14 protein-coding genes and 1 pseudogene are annotated in these 15,807 nt (G+C 67.7%); 6 read left to right on the top strand and 9 right to left on the bottom strand.

The genetic code is table 11. The features are described from left to right. Positions 1 to 33 precede the first annotated feature (33 nt). Complete coding sequence (locus tag ACQHIV_RS03980) at positions 34 to 3,507, bottom strand: glycoside hydrolase domain-containing protein (protein ID WP_427891748.1); 3,474 nt, start codon at positions 3,505 to 3,507, stop codon at positions 34 to 36. Positions 3,508 to 3,612: 105 nt separating this feature from the next. Here ACQHIV_RS03980 and ACQHIV_RS03975 point away from each other — a divergent pair, with 105 nt between their 5' ends. The 6 genes from ACQHIV_RS03975 (at position 3,613) to ACQHIV_RS03950 (ending at position 9,998) form a co-directional block, all read left to right on the top strand. Beyond that, a complete protein-coding gene (locus tag ACQHIV_RS03975) occupies positions 3,613 to 4,731 on the top strand; it encodes an ROK family protein (RefSeq protein WP_427891746.1) in 1,119 nt (372 codons plus the stop codon). A gap of 195 nt (positions 4,732 to 4,926) precedes the next feature. Next, the gene (gene ngcE / locus ACQHIV_RS03970; RefSeq protein ID WP_427891745.1) at positions 4,927 to 6,318 is read left to right on the top strand and encodes an N-acetylglucosamine/diacetylchitobiose ABC transporter substrate-binding protein; all 1,392 of its coding nucleotides are present in this window, start codon (positions 4,927 to 4,929) and stop codon (positions 6,316 to 6,318) included. After that, on the top strand, positions 6,315 to 7,259 hold the full coding sequence (locus tag ACQHIV_RS03965) for a carbohydrate ABC transporter permease (RefSeq protein ID WP_427891743.1): 945 nt from the start codon (positions 6,315 to 6,317) through the stop codon (positions 7,257 to 7,259). The genes ngcE and ACQHIV_RS03965 overlap by 4 nt, the downstream gene beginning before the upstream one ends. Position 7,260: 1 nt before the next feature. Beyond that, positions 7,261 to 8,091 (top strand): carbohydrate ABC transporter permease, encoded by an 831-nt coding sequence (locus ACQHIV_RS03960; RefSeq protein WP_427891741.1) that lies wholly within the window; start codon positions 7,261 to 7,263, stop codon positions 8,089 to 8,091. 15 nt (positions 8,092 to 8,106) lie between these two features. Next, complete coding sequence (locus tag ACQHIV_RS03955; protein ID WP_427891740.1) at positions 8,107 to 8,955, top strand: Gfo/Idh/MocA family protein; 849 nt, start codon at positions 8,107 to 8,109, stop codon at positions 8,953 to 8,955. Then, entirely contained in the window at positions 8,952 to 9,998 is a 1,047-nt protein-coding gene (locus ACQHIV_RS03950) for a Gfo/Idh/MocA family protein (protein WP_427891738.1), read from the top strand. The genes ACQHIV_RS03955 and ACQHIV_RS03950 overlap by 4 nt, the downstream gene beginning before the upstream one ends. Before the next feature lie 365 nt (positions 9,999 to 10,363). Here ACQHIV_RS03950 and ACQHIV_RS03945 read toward each other — a convergent pair whose 3' ends face one another. The 8 genes and pseudogenes from ACQHIV_RS03945 to ACQHIV_RS03910 all read right to left on the bottom strand — a co-directional run bounded on the left by ACQHIV_RS03945 (position 10,364) and on the right by ACQHIV_RS03910 (position 15,766). Beyond that, complete coding sequence (locus tag ACQHIV_RS03945) at positions 10,364 to 10,606, bottom strand: LamG-like jellyroll fold domain-containing protein (RefSeq protein WP_427891736.1); 243 nt, start codon at positions 10,604 to 10,606, stop codon at positions 10,364 to 10,366. 63 nt (positions 10,607 to 10,669) lie between these two features. After that, positions 10,670 to 10,918 (bottom strand): AMP-binding enzyme, encoded by a 249-nt coding sequence (locus tag ACQHIV_RS03940; RefSeq protein WP_427891734.1) that lies wholly within the window; start codon positions 10,916 to 10,918, stop codon positions 10,670 to 10,672. A gap of 519 nt (positions 10,919 to 11,437) precedes the next feature. Continuing rightward, positions 11,438 to 12,085 carry a response regulator gene (locus tag ACQHIV_RS03935; RefSeq protein WP_427891732.1) on the bottom strand — a complete coding sequence of 216 codons (648 nt, stop codon included), beginning with the start codon at positions 12,083 to 12,085 and terminating at the stop codon, positions 11,438 to 11,440. After that, positions 12,082 to 13,197: a sensor histidine kinase gene (locus tag ACQHIV_RS03930; RefSeq protein WP_427891730.1), complete on the bottom strand. Its 1,116-nt coding sequence runs from the start codon at positions 13,195 to 13,197 to the stop codon at positions 12,082 to 12,084. The genes ACQHIV_RS03935 and ACQHIV_RS03930 overlap by 4 nt, the downstream gene beginning before the upstream one ends. Beyond that, positions 13,194 to 14,015 carry a hypothetical protein gene (locus tag ACQHIV_RS03925; RefSeq protein ID WP_427891728.1) on the bottom strand — a complete coding sequence of 274 codons (822 nt, stop codon included), beginning with the start codon at positions 14,013 to 14,015 and terminating at the stop codon, positions 13,194 to 13,196. Before ACQHIV_RS03925 ends, ACQHIV_RS03930 begins: the two co-directional genes overlap by 4 nt. Then, positions 14,012 to 14,230 (bottom strand): hypothetical protein, encoded by a 219-nt coding sequence (locus ACQHIV_RS03920; protein WP_427891727.1) that lies wholly within the window; start codon positions 14,228 to 14,230, stop codon positions 14,012 to 14,014. The genes ACQHIV_RS03925 and ACQHIV_RS03920 overlap by 4 nt, the downstream gene beginning before the upstream one ends. Positions 14,231 to 14,633: 403 nt before the next feature. Beyond that, a pseudogene (locus ACQHIV_RS03915) lies at positions 14,634 to 14,915 on the bottom strand (helix-turn-helix domain-containing protein); the annotation flags it as partial. A gap of 5 nt (positions 14,916 to 14,920) precedes the next feature. After that, positions 14,921 to 15,766: an NAD(P)H-binding protein gene (locus tag ACQHIV_RS03910; protein ID WP_427891725.1), complete on the bottom strand. Its 846-nt coding sequence runs from the start codon at positions 15,764 to 15,766 to the stop codon at positions 14,921 to 14,923. Between the last annotated feature and the right edge of the window lie 41 nt (positions 15,767 to 15,807).

Here is a 15,807-nt window from a genome sequence, read left to right as displayed (position 1 = left end):
CAGGTCGATGGGCCGACCTGCGGGCGGTGGGTTCTACTTGAGCTTCACGGGTGTGCTGAGCCAGGTGTTCGTCGCGGGCCCGCTCCGGCGCAGGTGCTGCACGACGTCCGCGGTGTCGAACGACATGGCATGCAGTACGCCGGTGTCGTCGACGGCTACCGAGATCGGGCCGGTGCTGGTCACCGGGATCCCGTCCGCGGTCGTCAGCAAGGAGGTTGTCCAGGCGCCGCGTAAGCCGGGGCGGAGCTGCTGGCCGTAGGCAACCTTGTTGTCCGTGGTACGAGCGAGGCAGACCAGTCGGCAGGTGGTGTCCATCGCCAGCACCGGATCGCCCGCGATCTGGCCGGCAAAGCCGACCTCGTCGGTGAACCAGGTTGCGTCGCTGTTCTGCCCGGCCACGACCAGGGTCCCGTCCGTCCGCCGGAACAACGCCGCGATCACACCGTTCACCGTTCGTCCGAGCGCCGGCCGCCCGGCGGCGCCGGTGATCGGCACCCGACGCGACAGCAGGAATGTGAACGATCCCGGCGTGCTCTGCTCGTAGAGCGACGGCTGCCCGTCCGGAGCGATCACCATCATCGAGACCTTGCCGTTGTACGAGAGCACCAGCTGAGGTTCGCCGCCCGAACCCAGCGGGGCACCGTCGACCGTGACGGGGTGTACGTCGCTCAGCACACCGTCCGCCGATTGCCGAGCGCCGTACACGGCGCCGTCGGCGCCGCGGGCCACGACCATCAGATTTCCGGCCGGGTCCAACGCGATGCTCGGGCCGCCGAGTTGCGCACTCGCACGCGCCGCCACCACCTGGCGGGAGTCGGTCCGTCCGATCAGGAAATCCTTGCCGCGAGCAACCGACCACGCGACCACCCCGCGCGGGTCCTGGGTCGTGGCCGCGTCGGAAACCGTGCCGGCACCGTCCGGCAGCCCGACCGCCCGCACCCGCGAGCCGCCCGGCCCGAACGCGATTACGCCGACCTGATCCGCCTGCGGCACAACGCCGTACAGCGCGCCGTCGATGCCCACCGCCAGACCGGTTGGTGACTCTGGGCGACGCGTGGTCAGCCGGATATTGTCGACGTACAGCTTGGTTTCGGTCGGTTGTCCCCACAGCCAGCACTCGATCCGGCCGATGTCGAGGCCGACCCGGACCTTGCCGAACGGGATGACCACCTTGTTCGGTCCGGGCGAAAGGTAGAGCGGATGCTGGTCGTCGGCACCGCGGTTCAGGCTGTGGAACTTCGCGACCATCACCAGGATCCGGTCCTGCGGGTTGAAGATCTCCATCTCCAGCGTGTCGTACGTCGACAGCTGGTAGGTACCGATCGTCGTACTCGTGAGCTGGAACGACGCGAAGTCCTTGTCCGGCGGATAAGTGACCAGCATGCTCGACGCACCGGCAGTCGCGTGCTCCGGCGAACGCGCGACTGTGCAGCCCCAGTGCGGGATGTCCAGGTCCTCGTCGCGTTCGAAGCTGTTCACCACCACGCTGCGGGGATGTCCGACCGGCCCGACATGGACGATCCGCTCGACCGTCGTCGCCGTGGTGCCGCGGCGTGCCGTCACGACAACCCGCGCGGGATCGCCGGTCGGCGCCAGGGGCAGCCTCACCTCGCCCACGGCCGCGGAGCCGGTCGGCTGCATCTGGATCTTCCGGCCGTTGACCGTGACGGTGACGCCGCGCTCGGCCGCTACAACCACGCGGACGTTGTAGCCCGTCGGTTCGGGTACGTCGACCAGCACCGGCAGCGCTCCGGTCAGCGCGGTGACCTCCCGGCCGAGGTTCCGGCGTACCGACTCGAACACCTCCGCGTCGTTGCGGTACTCGTCCACCCAGTTGAAGACGACCCGGCGCGTGGCCGCGAGCGGGTCGCCGCTGATCACGCTCCCGACACCCCAACGAGCACGCAGGTCCGCGACCGCCGTCTCGTGCAAGGTGACCAACTCGACGTCCTGCATGCCTTCGCGCAACGCCTCGTAACGCAAGGACGACACCGGCCCCGGCAGACCGTACTTCGCGCCGGGGTACAGCAGGTACCCGTCTCCGGCGTTGTGGGTCAGCGGATACGGGTTGACGTACCGATCCCAGAACGCCTCGTCCGCGGCCACGTCGGACACGTACGCACGACCGTTCCAGTTGCCGAAGCAGGTGGTCGACCAGAACAGGATCCCGTCCGATCCGGCCGCGCGATGCGTCCAGGGCAGGATCCGGGTGCCGACCAGGGAGTCGTCGATGAAGCAGTCCACCCAGGGGAAGGCGTCCCACACCATCATGTAGCTCCAGACCCTGTCCCCCCGGGCCTTGAGGGCCGAGGTTACGTTGGGCTGGTCCGGATAGATCCGCTTCTGCCACGTGCAGGTGGCGCCGAGATCGTTGACCGTCTGCTGCGACGGGACACCCGGCAGCGTGACGATGTTCGGTACTTCGGGAGCCACCGACTTCACCACCGCGAGAGCTTCCCGCACCCAGGCGAACTGTTGCGCCGTGACCGGCTCGTCCATGTAGTAGAAGTAGGCCTTGTCGATCAGTCCGAGATCGCGCACACCGGCGACCAGTCTGCCGAGCTTGGCGGTGTCGATGTCCCAGCCACCGCTCGGCCTGTCGGTCGCGTACATCGGGATCCGGAAGCTCTTGATCCGCGGGTCGTCTACGTACCTCTTGATCCGGTCGAGGTACCACTCGGGCTCCGGATCGGAGCCGGGGCCTGGGGCGGCACCGATACCGGAGGGGGTCTGCACGAGCGTCGGCTTACCGGTGATCGGCGCATCGTCGGCACCGACCCGGCTGCCGGCCTGGAACTCGAAGTAGTTGCCCATCACCCGATCCCACTCCGGCGTCCCCCACTCGACCCTGTGGGCGAGCGCGACCTGCTGATACCAGATGTTGAAGGCGGTATCCATCGTCGGTGCCGTCGGCAACGTCGTGTCCCACACCTCGAAGCTGACCGGGACGGTCACTGCCGCACCACCGCCGGCGAGCGCGATCGATCCGGTGTAGGTGCCGGGCAGCGCGTCCTCCGGGATCCGGTACTTCACCGCCAGCCCGCTGGTCTCGCCCTGCCCGATCACCCAGTCGCCGACCGCGACGAGCGGCGGCAGCGGATCGAAGTACCGTCCCGCCGGGAACATCGACGGTACGGCGGGCCGATCGACCGGAACCGGCACCTGAACCATCACGAGCGGAGGTGCCAGCGTCACGTCCCCGCACTGCAGAGGTCCAGCCTCGACGGTGACCGTGCACGGCTGGTCAGCCGCTGCGCTGACGAGCACCTGGCCGATGACGAAGCTGTTCCGTGCGCCGCACAGCTCGAGCGCTTCGCTCGCCCCGGACGCCGAGGCGTCCGCACGTCCCTTCGCCGACGGCTCCGGGATCGTCACCGTGCACCGCCCGAGTGGCAGGGCGGCCCACGTCGGCCGTACGCCGGTGCTCGACAGACCCGCTACGGCAGCGGTGGCTGCAGCGCCTTTGAGCAGGGAACGGCGGGACATCGGACCGGCAACGTCAGGCATCGTGGGCTCCTTCGATAAGCTGAAACGTGGTCCGGTATCTTTTTAGATACTAAGTTTCAATAATGCGGGATGCTAGCTCGCGAGCCAGGGACTGTAAAGGACTTCATGACCCGTATGGACAAGCAGCGGAAGAGTGGGGCCTCGCCGTCGCTGGTGCGTGGCGTCAACGAGCGCGCGGTCCTCGACGTGCTCACCGGAGCGGAGGAGTTGCGGGTCGCGGAGATCGCGACCCAGACCGGGCTGACCCGCCGGGCCGTGCAGAACGTACTCAATTCCCTGGTCGGGAAAGGCTGGGTGGACGAGCTCGAGCCACTCGCCGAGGGGCGCGGCCGGCCGGCGACGAGGTTCCGGTTGCGTGAGTACCAGGCGTACGTGATCGGACTCGAGATCGGTGCGCACGTCGTTCGCGGCGAGGTCCGGGACCGTTCGGGCGCGACCTTGGCGATGCGGGAGAGCCAGGTCAAGCCGCAGACGCCCCGCCGAGAACGAGTCGCCGCCGCGCTCGACGTCATCGACGGGATGTGCGCCGATGTCGGGATCGCCGTCAGCGAGGTCTGGTACACGGTCGCGGCGACCCCTGCGACAGTGTTCGAGGGCGAGGTGCAGTTCAGCGAGTCGATCCCGGACTGGATCGGGGTCAAGCTGGGCAGCATCCTGGCAGAGCACACCGGCGGACGCTGCCTGATCGCCAACGACGCGGCGCTGCTCGGATGGGCAGAGACCACTTCCGGGCTCGCCGCCGGCCTGGACGACGTGATCGTGCTGTTCCTGGGTACGCCACCCGGGGTGTACGTGCAGATCGGCGGCGCGCCGGTGCGCGGCGGCCACGGCCGGGCCGGTGACGTCAGCGGAACGCGCCTGATGTCGCCGGGCCAGTTGTGGTGGGCAACGGCCGGCACCGGGCAGACGGCGTACAGCCGGGAGGCGGCGCTGGCGTTCACCTCGAGCGTCGTGGACGCGATCGCCCTGATGTCGGGGGCGCTCGATCCGCAGGCGATTGTGATCGCGGGCGCCCTCGCTTCCCAGGCGCAGGAGCTGGCATGGCAGTTGCGTGCCGGCCTCACGGAGCAGCTGAACGTCGTACCCGAGGTACTCGTCTCACTGCTGGGAGAGCACGGCGTGGTGAATGCGGCGGCCCGCCGGGCACTGTACGGCATCGAGGAAGAGCTGACCGACGCGGCTCATGTGGCCGTCCGTCCGGTCGACCGGTCCGCACTCTCGTAGCGCCGGTAGATCCCTTCAACTGAAGGCCCTTGACAGTCGGCGCACCAGCTGGCAACAATTACGCGACATTGTTCCAAAAAGCGGTCGGTGCATCCTCGGGCCGCGACCTCTGCACGCTCCGCGGGACCGGGCCACCGCCCTCGTGCCGGGCAGCTTCGTCATGTCCCGAACCACGTTTCCCCCTCAAGGACGATCATGAGTCTTTCTCGACGGCACCTCCTCGGCGTGAGCCTCGGTGCGCTCGCAGCGCCCCTGGCCGGCTGCGCCACCACCATCGGTAACGACCCGAAAACGCAGTCCTCCCCCGGCGCCTCGGTTGCCGTCGGCAATGACCCCGCGAACCCGTTCGGAGTCGCGAACGGCAGCAAGGTCGAGGCGGTGATCTTCAACGGCGGCTTCGGCACTGAGTACGCCGAGAACGCGGCCGCCAAGATGCGGTCCGCGGCGTACAAGGCGCAGGTGAACCTGCGTCCGGTCGTCGACCTGCAGGCGGATCTGCAGAGCCGGTTCGTGGCCGGCAGCCCGCCGGACGTCTTCGACAACTCCGGCGCGAAGGCGATCCCGAAGAGTGCGATCGCCGCCCAGGCCGCCGATCTCACCTCGGTGCTGGACGCCCCGGGCGTGGACGGCACCAGGCTGCGCGAAACCGTCGTGCCCGCGGTGCTGGACGCCGGGCTGTACGACGGCCGGCTGATCGCGCTGAACTACTCGCTGACGTTGTACGGCTGGTGGTACTCGGCGTCGATGTTCTCCGAGCGTGGGATCACGCCGCCGACCACCTGGGACGAGATGCTCAAACTCGGCGAGCAAGCGAAGAAGTCCGGGAAGTACCTGTTCGTCTTCGGCAAGGAGGCGGCCTCGTACTACCTCTGGCCGATCTACGGCACCGCGTTCAAGATGGGCGGCGACGAGGTCCGCAAGAACCTCGACAACCTGAAGCCCGACTGCTGGCGACAGGAGCCCCTGGTTGCTGCGGTCAACCAAATCGGCGAGTGCATCAAGCGCGGATACGTGAAACCCGGCGGCGCCGGAACCCAGTTCACTCAGGCGCAGACGCAGTGGTCGCTGCAGCAGGAGTCGCTGTTCTACTACTCCGGCTCGTGGATCGAGAACGAACAGAAGAAGCAGACCAAGGCCGGCTTCGAGATGACGATGCTGCCGGACCTGACCCTTCCCGGTACGCCGAAGGTGAACCCGCGGGCGGCGCTGTCAACGGCGTCGGAGTCGTTCATGGTGCCGGAGAAGGCCGCGAACGGTGCCGGTGGCCGCGAATTCATCCGGCAACTGCTGTCCAAGGAGGTGGCGGCCAAGTTCGCGACGCTCACGAACAGCCTGTCCGTGGTGAAGGGCGCCACACCGGACCGGGCGAAGTCGTCGGCGGGCCTGAAGTCCCAGGTCGCGATCCTTGCCGACTCGCCCGAGGGTACGACGATGCCGAAGTACGGGCAGTACTACCAGATCGACGAGCTGCCGATCATGACCGCCTTCCTGTCCGGGAAGCTGAACGCCGCGCAGTTCGTCGACGCCATGCAAAAGGAGTTCGACCGGGTCGCCAAGGACTCGTCGATCAAAAAGGTCCCGCTGTGACCGTTACGGGTCCAGGCCGGCGGCGGCGCTGGGACCGGATCTCCCTCGCCGCCGTCTTCGTCGGGCTACCGGGCCTCTTGTACGTCGGCATCGTCGTCTGGCCGCTGGTCCAGGCGGCGGCGTACTCGCTGACCAACTGGTCCGGCTTCAGCCCGTCGGCCGAGTTCGTCGGTCCGGCGAACTTCGGCCGGGTGCTGCACGACGACAGGTTCTGGGCGGCACTGCGAACGAACGGCCTCCTGCTGGTCACGCTGCCGCTGGTGATGCTGGGCGGCGCGCTCGTACTGGCCAGCCTGCTCACCGTCGGCGGCGTCCGGACCGGCCGGAGCCGCGGGCTGCGAGGGTCGTCGTTCTACCGTGCCGTGATCTTCTTCCCGTACCTGATTCCCGGCGTCGCCGCCGGTGTCATGTGGGGCCGGATCTACGACCCGAGCGCCGGCCTGCTCAACGGTGCGCTGACCGCGATCGGGCTGGAGGGGTTCAAGGACTTCGCCTGGCTCGGAGACACAACGACCGCCTTTCCCAGCGTGGTCTTCACGATCGTCTGGGGCGGCCTCGGGTTCTTCGTGACGTACTTCGTCGCGGCGATCAGCGGACTCGACCCGGAGGTGTTCGACTCGGCCCGCATCGACGGTGCCGGACCGGCCCGGACGCTCTGGCACATCACGTTGCCGCTGCTGCGGGAGTCGATCGTCAGTGCGGCGATCTTCGTCGAGATCGGCGCGCTGGATGCCTACGCCATCGTCACCGCGCTGACCCCGGACGGCGGACCGGACCGGAGCACGTTCGTACTCAGCCAGTACCTGATGCAGGCCGCCTTCAAGGAAGGCGCGTTCGGCACCGCGTGCGCGATCGGGATCGTGATCGCGCTGGTCACGTTCGCGGTCAGCGCCGCCCTGTGGACCGCACGGCGCGAGCCGGCCGCGCAGAGAGGACGTTAGGGTGTCGCGTCAACGTGTCACCTCAGGACTTACGCACGTGATGCTGATCTTCTGGTCGGCGGTCGTGATCGTCCCGATGGCCTGGACCGTGCTGTCGTCCTTCAAGACGTCCGCGGAGATCTTCGCCTCACCGTTCACGCTGCCGGAACACCCGCAGTGGACGAACTACGTCACCGCGTGGGCGACCTCGCAGATCGGTCAGTTCTTCGTCAACACCGTGATCACCTCGGCGGCCGGAACCATCGGGATCCTGCTCTGCGGCTCGATGGTCGCGTACGTCGTGGTCCGCTTCGACAACGTGGCCACCCGGATCCTGCACTACGCGTTCCTGTCCGGGATGGTGTTCCCGGCGTACCTGGCGATCGTGCCGTTGTTCTTCGTCATGCAGGCGATCGGGCTGCTCGGCAGCCTGAGTGGACTGATCGTCGCCTACATCGCGTTCTCGCTGGCAGGCACCGTGTTCCTGCTGACCTCGTTCTTCCGGGCGATCCCGGGCGAACTGGCCGAGGCGGCCGAGGTGGACGGGGCGAACGAGTGGCGGATCTTCGGCTCGATCATGCTGCCGATGGTCCGCGGCGGGCTGTCTGCGATCGGGATCTTCACCTTCATCGGGCTGTGGAACCAGTTCCTGCTGCCCACGGTGCTGCTGTCGGACCCGAAGAACCACGTGCTCAGCCAGGGCCTGATCGCGTTCACCGCACAGGCCGGTTACTCGGTCGATTACGGCGCCATGTTCGCCGCGATGGTGATCACGATGGCGCCGATCCTGGCCGTCTACCTCATCTTCCAGAGACACATCGTAGCGTCGGTCAACGTCGGCGCCGTCAAGTAGAGATCAAGGAACATCATGCGTATCGGTCTCATCGACCATCACCTGGAGAACTTCCATGCGAACACCTTCGTCGACCTGCTGAAGGACGGTCAGGTCGGGCACGACGTCGAAGTGGTGGCCGCGTACGAGAAAGCGCCGTTGCCCGGCGACTGGTGCGCCGAACACCAGATCCGCCGAGCCTCGTCGCCGGCCGAGGTTGTTGCCGCGAGCGACGCGATCCTGCTGCTCGCACCGGACAACGTCGACAGCCACCCGAAACTGAGCCGGGAGGCGCTGGAATCCGGGAAGCCGCTGGTCGTCGACAAGTTCCTGGCTCCGTCCCCGGCGGAGGCGGAACAGATGGTCGCGATCGCCCGGAAGGCGGGTACGCCGCTGTTCAGCTCGACGGCGGTCCGGTTCGCGGCCGAACTGGACGCCCTGTCTGTCGGCGGACGGGCGGTGTCCGGACGCGGTTTCGGCGCCTGGCCCGGGTATGCCATACACACGATCCAGCCGGTGCTGAAGCTGCTCGGCGCACCCGTTGCCCGGGTCATCGACACCGGCGGGGCGCCGTACGCCCGGACCGTAACGATCGAGACCGTCGAGGGCGTGCGCGGGCTGGTCGACGTACGGCCGAACGTGCCGCACGACGTGGCGCTGTGGCAGTTCGGTGTGCAGCGCGGGGACGGTGCCAGCGAGGTGGAGGTACGGGACCTAGCCGGCTTCTACGCCGGGTTCCTGCGGGCCGCGGTCGAGTTCGCCCGTACGGGGATCTCGCCGGTCCCCGATGAAGAGATGCTTGACGTGGTGCGGGTACTCGATTACGCGGAGCGGTCGCGACAAGCGGGCCGACAGTGGTACGACGGCACGGAGGCGGCGCGATGAAGATCGGAATCGTTGGCACCGGAAACATCGCGGTATGCCACCGGCAGGCGTACGAGACGGCCGGCGCCGAGGTGGTCGCGGTCGCGGACACGGCCGACGGCCGGGCCGCCCGGATCGCGGCTGACTGGGGCGTGCGACGTTCGTACCAGGATCCCGCCGAACTGTTCGCGGACGACGACGTCGACGCCGTCAGCATCTGTACGCCGAACCACACGCACGCCTCACTGGCCGTGGATGCGATCGCCGCCGGCAAGCATGTGCTGGTGGAGAAGCCGATGGGCCGGACGTACGCCGAAGCCGTCGAACTCCAGCAGGCCGCCGACAAGTCAGACCGCGTCGTGCAGGTCGGAATGGTCCGCCGGCACGCGACCAACTGCCGCGCGCTCAAGTCCTACCTGGACGCCGGGATGCTCGGGCCGATCTACTACGCGAAGGCGAGCTGCCTGCAGCGACTGGCCAACCCTGGCGGCTGGTTCGCCTCCAAGAAGCTGTCCGGCGGCGGCCCGGTGATGGACTTCGGCGTACACATGATCGACCTCGCGTGGTACCTGATGGGGACACCCGAGGTGGTCACCGTGAGCGCCAACACCTACGACCGGTTGGGCGCCCGGAACAACATCTGGGGCCAGGACCGCTACCGCGCTGCGGACGCGGGTGCCGGCGGCAACGATGTCGAGGACCTGGCCAACGCGCTGATCAGGTTCAGCAACGGTGCCTCGCTGGCCGTCGACGTGTCGTACTCCCTCCACGCGACCTCAGACCGGCTCGGCATCTCGGTCTTCGGGGAGAAAGGCGGCGCGGACCTCGAACCGCTCCGGGTAGCCACCGAACTCGCCGACACGATGGTGAACATCGACCCGGTACTGTCGTCCACCGGCTTCAACCTGACAGACGGCTTCGCCAACCAGGCCAAGTCGTTCCTCGCCGCCTGCCGAGGCGAAACCGAGTCCGCCGTACCCGCGTCACAAGGCGCGGAGCTGCTGAAGATCCTGGACATGGTCTACCACTCGGCGGCGAACGGCCGAGAGGTCGCCGCCGAGTGAAGAGACAGACCAGATCGGCTACTTGGTCGGGTAGGCGGCATCGACCTCGACTTCGACGAGCCAGCCGGTAACCGGGAGGTTCTCGATTGCGAAGGCGAAGCGGGACGGGCGGGGCTTGTTGACCACGAAGGGTTTGGGGGGCGCCGCCGTGCAACGCCTCCCACGCAGGAAACCACCGAGCCAGGCGCCCAGGAACCAGACGACCAGCAGATGCCATCACCTTTGGTCCCCCACGGCCTGAAGGAATGGCAAGGCCCGGCCGCGTACTGGCCCAAGGTTGGCGAACCTGATCTTCTGGTCGTGGATTGACGCCGACGATGAGGAAGCGGGTTCTCTACGCGTCCTCATCGCCGGCGTGCTCAGCGTTACCCGCCAGCTGTGTACAGAGCCTGGACTTCGGTTGCCGAGAGCGCCGTTCGATAGATCCTCACTTGGTCCAGCGACCCGTTCGCGGGCCAGGCGTACGTCGGCGCGCCCGGCGCGGCTGCGCCGAACGTCCATGGCTGGGTCCCGTAATCGCGCGCGACTGAGTCCGCCGCGAAGGTCGTCGTACCCTGCAGAGCGCCATCCACGTACAGCTTCATCGTGCCGTTCGTGCGGCTGACCACGCCGGTGAGCTTCGGGCGGTCGGCGAACTCCAGCCTGCGAACCCGCAGATGGGGCGCCAGGCACTAGCGCACGCGGGTCAGGATCAAGAGTGCCGTGTCCCGGGTGGGCTCGTCGCCGGGTGCGAGGATGACGTACGCCTTGGGCACGGCGAGCCGGACGGGGTCGGGTGCTGGGACGACGGCGGCTTCGGCGACGGCCGGGTGTCGATTAGGACGCTCCCAGCTCGAAGGGCTGTTCCAGAACGCTTCCAGTGCCCATCGCGGCTGCCAGCTGGGAGCCCGGAACCGTAGACCGTCTTGTCCTCGCCGCACCAGCAGTAACCCTGAGCTTGTCCCGTGCCGAATTGCTGAGTCACCTGGGTGGGGTCACACGGCTGGATGTGCGAAACGCTGCAGCCGTTGACCCGCCGTCGACCAGTAGGCGAGCCCGACGGCGTGCACAGCCGATCGCGGAAGCCGCTGCGCCACCCTGCGAGACGCCGCACACCGCGTACTCGGGAATGTCTTCTCGGTCGGTCACCCTGACGATCTGTTCGTGGACGCCGGCTGTGGGGTCGGGATCTGGGCAGTCCCTTCGGCAGAACCCGAGCGGCTCAACCTGCACCGTCGTGTACTGGTCCGCGAGTCGCTCGACGGCATGTACGACCCTCGAGCATTCTTCGGCGTCGCGACGACGGCCGCTTGCTGATACCGCAAGCCGGAGCTGATGACCGGCAAGCGCCGCAGTCGTCCAGTCCAGCGCGTCCACGACACCTCCTGGAGGCGTCGAGTCACACACTCAGGCCACCTGCCGGGATGCTATTCAAGAGCGCCGACAGTTGTATTGGCTCGCTATTTTGTGAGGCCCGTACGGTGCGCCCAGATGGCGATCTGCACCCGGTCGCGGAGCTCCAGCTTGGTCAGAACCCGGCCGATGTGGGTCTTGACGGTGGCCTCGGAGAGGAAGACCGTGGCCGCTATCTCCGCGTTGCTGCGGCCGTCGGCGACCAGCCGGACGATCTCCAGTTCGCGCTCGCTCAGCAAATCTTCGGTCGCCTGCCGGGCAACGGGATCGGGTGCGAACGCCAGCAACTGCTCAACCACCCGGTGGGTGACGGACGGCGAGAGGACGGCGTCACCGCGGTGGACGGCCCGGATCGCGGCCGCGATCTCGGCCACCGGTGCATCCTTGACGACGAAGCCCGACGCGCCGGCCCGGAGCGCCGCATAGACGTACTCGTCCGCGTCGAAAGTGGTCAGCACCAGGACCCGAACCTCCCGCACCGACGCGACGATCCGCTTGGTCGCCTCGATCCCGTCCAGGATCGGCATCCGCAGATCCATCAGTACGACGTCCGCCCGGCTGCCCGCGACGTCGCGGAGGGTCTCCGCCCCGTCAGCCGCCTCGCCGACCACCATCATGTCCGGCTGTGCATTCACTGATGCGACGGCACCGGCCCGGACCAGGTCCTGGTCGTCGGCGACGAAGACCCGGATCATGCCGGCCCGCTCCCGTCGTACGGCAACTCGGCTGTGACAACGAAGTCCGCGGCGTCCTGGACGGTCAGCGATCCACCGGCCGCGGTGAGGCGCTCGCGCATTCCCGCGAGGCCCAAACCTGACCCGCCAGGTGCGGCACCCGACGTCCGTCGCGGGTTGGTGAAGGTGAGCGTCACGCGGTCAGTCTGCCAGTGCTCCCGGTAGCTGACCCGCGCACCGTCGGCATGTTTCGCGGCGTTGGTCAGGGCTTCCTGGACGAATCGGTACAGAGCGAGCTCAGTCGCGCTGCCGAGTGGCCGCTGAGTGCCGTCGACGGTACGCGTTACGTCGAGACCGGCGGCGCGAACCCGCGCCAGCAGTCCCGGGACGTGCGCCAGCGTCGGTTGGGTCGGCTCGCGCAGGGTCCGCAGCGTCGCCCGCAGTTCGGTCAGCGAGGAATGGGCGGTGTTCTCGATCACCTCGAGGGCCGCATCGGCCTTCGCGGCGTCGAAGCGCGCCACCCGTGACTGTCCGACGATCACAGTCAACGAGTGCGCAAGGATGTCATGCAGGTCGCGGGAGATGCGGGCCCGTTCTTCGACGACCGCGCGACTCGCACGCTCCCGTCGTTCGTGCTCTGCGTGCTCCGCCGCCACGACAGCGGCGTCGAGCTGAGCCCGGCGCAGCAGGCCCATGGTCCAGGCAACGCCGGCCACGGCCACGAGCAGGATCAGCAACAGCCACGGAGCCGGCCCGAACCCGGACCCCACCACGTCCGGATCGATCGCGTAGCGGACTGCGGTCGCGGCTGCGCCGACGAGACCGACTGCCAGTGCGGTCACCCGACTCCCGTACGCCGCTGCCGCGTAGATCACCAGCAGTACGACGAGCGTTGACGGGAGGAGGAAGAACAGCCCGGTGCAGATCGCTTGGCCGGCGACGCCGAGGGACACGATGACCAGGGCGAGCGTCGGGCGCTCGCACCGCCAGGCGACGGCTGCATGGACGACGACAGCCAGCGCCATCACGATCCAGCCCGTGATCATCGGCAACGACAGGAAGGCCATCACCGCGGTGAACGGGAGCAGTACGACTGCCGCGGCCCCGGCGATCGCTGCCGACGACGACCTCACACCGCGACCTCGGACGGCTTCGGGGCCAGGAACAACAAGGTGGACGCCAGCATGACAACGCCGAGCACCAGCCACGACCCGTACACGCCGAACACGGTCAAAGACGCCATACCGGTGCCGAACCTGATCGACGTACCGGCGACCTGGGAGACCTGGGCCAGCAGGCCGAACACCATCAGACCGCCCATGCTGAGCAGCGCGAGCGAGGAAAACCAACCGCCGGCCGCGAGGACGAACCGAGGCAGGCGAGCTCCGGGCGACGTGGCGGTGAGCAGGACGACCCAGACGGCCGCGGCAGCGAACGCGGCCAGCTCCATCGCCGGAAAGCCGACGTCGAAGGGACTCGCGTCCCCCTCCAACCACCACGTGAACTTCAGGAGCGGATATGGCATGGACAACACCACTCCTCCCCATCCGAGCGCCCGCCGGACGCCGATCCGTGCAGCCGCCGGCCGCTGTTGCCAGGTGAACACTATCGTTGCGAGAGCTGCCACAAGATCGAGTCCTCGGGCGAACGCCCCGGGCCAGTCGACGACGGAGAAATCTCCCGCGGGGATGCCGGTCACCGCGAAGAACGCGCGGAACCCGTCGAGCATCACCCCGCCCGAGGCACCGACCAGGACCACCACGGCGGCCCAGCCGACCGATCGCGAGTGGCGCCGCAGCAGCAAGGACAAGATAGCCAGGCCCGATCCGATCAGGCCCGTCCAGGGCGGCGGGAAGATCCGCGCGTAGTCGGCTCCGGGGCCGACCACCAGGCTGATGATCGAGGCGAGAGCGGAGGCCAGCACCAGTACGGTCACGTGGATTCGCTTCATAACGGCAAGCCTGGTCCGGCCGCCGGTCCGGCCACATCAGCACCAGGTAGCGAGTGCGTGCTACCTAGGTCGCGGCGGAGCTCGAGTTCGTCGAGGGAGTAGCCGTACATCGTCGCTCGGTGAACGCGCTCCAGCCGGATGTAGCGGGCGCCGGTATCGAGCCACAGCGAGTCGGCTGCCCGCCGCCATTGGTCACGCCGGTCGCGGTCGTCCATGTGCTCGCATCGTCGGAGACCTCGGTCCGGCGCGATGTTTGCGTCCTCCTGCCCTACAACGGCGCCCGCGCCACTTGACAGCCGTTGGTCGTGGAGATAGATGGTCAACTACTCCCCGCAGCTACATACGTCGATACGACGACGCGCGTCGGCAAGCTCGTGCTGCGCTGGGAGGCGGCGGACGACTCGGCGTACAAGGTTCAGGTCGGGAGACGAGTCCAGCAGAGTGATGCACGGCGAGATCCGGGGGCACACGTCGCGGGTAACGTGAACGCGGTCATCGGGTGATCCTTCGAGTCATCTCTCACAACCGGCTCGAAGAACGAAACCGCGATGACCACTGGCTCCAGTAACGACCCTGCCGAGTTCCTGCACGACCACCTCGAGCAGGCCTGCCCTGATTCAGCTCGAACGCGATCCGCGAGGACGACCATTTGCGCTCGCGTCGCATTGACTCGATGCGCGTGACGAGCCGGCCCGGCGTCGCGGTCGGCTGCCGCGCCGGAGCGGATGAGCGGTCGACAAGGCCGAGTTCGCCAAACTGCTTGTAGCGGTTCACCCACTTCGACGCGGTGGCGCGGGGGATGCCCATCTCGGCGGCGACGTGAGCGATCGGCCGAGTGCGGCATCGCTCGACCAGTCGCTTGCGCCCCTCCGGAGTGAGGGGCGCATTGCGATGGACCATCGGCGTCAACGAGCGTCCGGGGACATCGCAGCAGCCGTGTTCGCCGCGACGGTCAGTGGATCGGTGACCGGTCGGTCGAGCAGCTGCGTGAGATCAGGGCTCGAGTTGCCGAGGAACCCATGCCGGATGCTGCTGGCAATCGAGGTGAGCATCGACGGCTGGAACGGCAGCAGCGCGTCGTCCGCAAGGAGACGAGCGCGGTACTCACCAAGCCCGATCGTTCGATGAGCGACGTTGAGGCGCTGGGCGACGTCCTCGACGGTGATCGGTTCGCCGACCAGATCGTACGTCTTGCCCGCATGAGCGCTCGGCTGGCTGGCAACGATTGCCGCAGCCGCGGCCAGGTCCACCCGTGCCACTGCGGACAGAGCGCCATCGCCGAAGGCTGACTCCAGGCCCTCGGGTGTCCACGTCAGCAGTGCCCCGAATAGCTCGGCATAGAGACCGTTACGCAGGAACGTCCAGGCAATGCCGCTGGCTTTCACCAAGTCCTCGGTGGCGCGGTGAGCGAGCGCGAACCCGAGGTGATCGCCGGTTCCGGTCAGGCTGGTGTAGATCACATGCGCAACGCCGTCACGAGCGGCGGCTTTGAGGAGCGCCCGGTGCCGGGTGATGACCATGTCATCCTCGGCATACCCGGCCGAGACCAAGACCAGCGTCGTGACGCCAGTCAGGTCCAGACTGGCGGGATCATCGAAGTCCAAGTGGCGCTGCCCGTCGCCGGGAGTCCGGCTGCCTCCCACCGCAGGCACGCTCCGGTCGGCCAACTCCTGAAGCGTGAGTGATGCGAGCTGTCCGTTCGCGCCGGTCACCATGATCATTTGCGGTTCGTTCTCCTTGGTGGTTCTCATCAGTAACTACACTGAGTCTTGACCGGTGAAGGCCGGCCGAC

The sequence above is a fragment of the Kribbella polygonati genome (genome assembly GCF_050320105.1).
Classification (GTDB): domain Bacteria; phylum Actinomycetota; class Actinomycetes; order Propionibacteriales; family Kribbellaceae; genus Kribbella.
The sequence above is the reverse complement of the archived record's forward strand: the minus strand, read 5'-3'. Positions and strand labels throughout refer to the sequence as shown.

Coding starts and splice junctions, on each gene's coding strand:
- ACQHIV_RS03980 (WP_427891748.1), bottom strand. CDS start 3,507: ATGCCTGACGTTGCCGGTCCGATGTCCCGCCGTTCCCTGCTCAAAGGC.
- ACQHIV_RS03975 (WP_427891746.1), top strand. CDS start 3,613: ATGACCCGTATGGACAAGCAGCGGAAGAGTGGGGCCTCGCCGTCGCTG.
- ngcE (WP_427891745.1), top strand. CDS start 4,927: ATGAGTCTTTCTCGACGGCACCTCCTCGGCGTGAGCCTCGGTGCGCTC.
- ACQHIV_RS03955 (WP_427891740.1), top strand. CDS start 8,107: ATGCGTATCGGTCTCATCGACCATCACCTGGAGAACTTCCATGCGAAC.
- ACQHIV_RS03950 (WP_427891738.1), top strand. CDS start 8,952: ATGAAGATCGGAATCGTTGGCACCGGAAACATCGCGGTATGCCACCGG.
- ACQHIV_RS03935 (WP_427891732.1), bottom strand. CDS start 12,085: ATGATCCGGGTCTTCGTCGCCGACGACCAGGACCTGGTCCGGGCCGGT.
- ACQHIV_RS03925 (WP_427891728.1), bottom strand. CDS start 14,015: ATGAAGCGAATCCACGTGACCGTACTGGTGCTGGCCTCCGCTCTCGCC.
- ACQHIV_RS03920 (WP_427891727.1), bottom strand. CDS start 14,230: ATGGACGACCGCGACCGGCGTGACCAATGGCGGCGGGCAGCCGACTCG.
- ACQHIV_RS03910 (WP_427891725.1), bottom strand. CDS start 15,766: ATGAGAACCACCAAGGAGAACGAACCGCAAATGATCATGGTGACCGGC.